At 69.5% G+C, this 1,349-nt stretch carries 1 protein-coding gene and 1 pseudogene; one reads left to right on the top strand and one right to left on the bottom strand.

Translation table 11 applies throughout. The features are described from left to right. On the bottom strand, positions 1 to 465 hold a 465-nt coding region (locus tag FXN61_RS49475), incomplete at its 3' end, for a type VII secretion protein EccB (protein WP_188136340.1). A 330-nt stretch (positions 466 to 795) separates the two neighbouring features. On the opposite strand from FXN61_RS49475, the pseudogene FXN61_RS56875 reads away from it, so the two are divergent. Beyond that, positions 796 to 1,349, top strand: a pseudogene (locus tag FXN61_RS56875) (type VII secretion EccE family protein); the annotation flags it as partial.

Below are 1,349 nucleotides of genomic sequence, written 5' to 3'. Positions count from 1 at the left end.
CCTGCCGCGCGGCAGGCTCGCCAGCGCGGTCTCGCTCACGAGCTTCGGCTCACCGCCGGCGGCCTGCTGCTGCGCGCCGTTCGTCGTGCCGCCGGGTGCGTCGCCGCCACCCGCCTGCTGATCCGGGTTGTTGCGCGAGTACCAGAGCAGCCGGGCCGATGCCAGGTTGGTCATCGGGATCAGCCGCTTCGGTGAAGCGTCGACCACGTAGACCTGGCCGGTCTCCTTGCTGATGGCGATCTGTGTCTGGTCGTCGAGCCGTGGTGCCGGCTTGAAAAGGCCGAACACCAGGAAGCCCAGCAGACCGACGACGCCGAGAACCACACCGACCGCCGTCGCGCGCGAGTGGTTGCGCATCGGGTCGTGCAGCATCACCGCGTCTCTGCGGACAAGCGCGGACTGCATCCGCTGCAGGACGAATCGGTAGGCCTGGACCTGTGACTTGGTGGTGGGTGTTGATGCCATTCTCGGCTCGCTGCTCTCCCAGTCGCGGTACGGTTCGGCAGGATAGCCGGACGCAGGTTGCTCCGTGGGCCGGTTCGCCAAGCCCACCGACCATCGAGGGGAAAGAGACCACAACGGATGTCCGTGACCACTCCACATCCGCCCCGGCCCAACCCAGGGATGGCTCGGCCGCAGGGACCTGGGGGTCCTGGCCAGCAGGCACCTGTGCCGCCACGTCCTGTCGGGCGTGTCCGCCGCAGAGCCTCCGGGGCCAGCCTCGGCTCCTTGCCTGTCTCGAACGTAGTCACGATCGAGGTCGGTCTGGCGATCGCCCTGCTCGTGCTCACCCTCATGGGCGTGAAGAACGCCGCCGGCGCGCTGAACGTCGTCTCCGTCTCGATCGCCGGCGGTGTGCTCCTCATCGCACTGATCCTGGCTTTCACCCGATCGCGTGGTCGTTGGCTGACCCAGTGGATCGGGGTCCGGCTCCGCTACAACTTCCGGTCGCACAGCCGCACCGCGAAGCGCGTGGACCCGCAGGAGTCCAAGCCGGGTGACGACGAGATGCAGGTGCTCGGCCCGGAGGACCCGCGCGTCGCACTGCTGCGGCTCGCGATCCCGGACCTGGTGATCGCGAAGGGCGTCGACCACGAACGCCGTCCGCTCGCGCTGTCGTGGCACGACGGCGTGTGGACGGCGGTGCTGCTGGTCGACCCGACCCGCCGCTGATCTCCGCGGTCGGCACGGCACCGTCGCTGCCGCTCGGCGCGCTGACGCCGTGCCTCGAGGACCGCGGTGTCGTGCTGGACGCGATCACCGTGATCTGGCACTGCTATCCCGGCAGCGCGGCACTCCCGCCGAACTCGCCGGCGGTCAGCTCGTACATGGAGGTGCTCGGCCCGCTG

This window comes from Lentzea indica (assembly GCF_012184385.1).
GTDB classification, from domain to species: Bacteria; Actinomycetota; Actinomycetes; order Mycobacteriales; family Pseudonocardiaceae; genus Lentzea; species Lentzea indica.
Note: the sequence above shows the minus strand (reverse complement) of the source record. Positions and strands in the feature narration are given on the sequence as shown.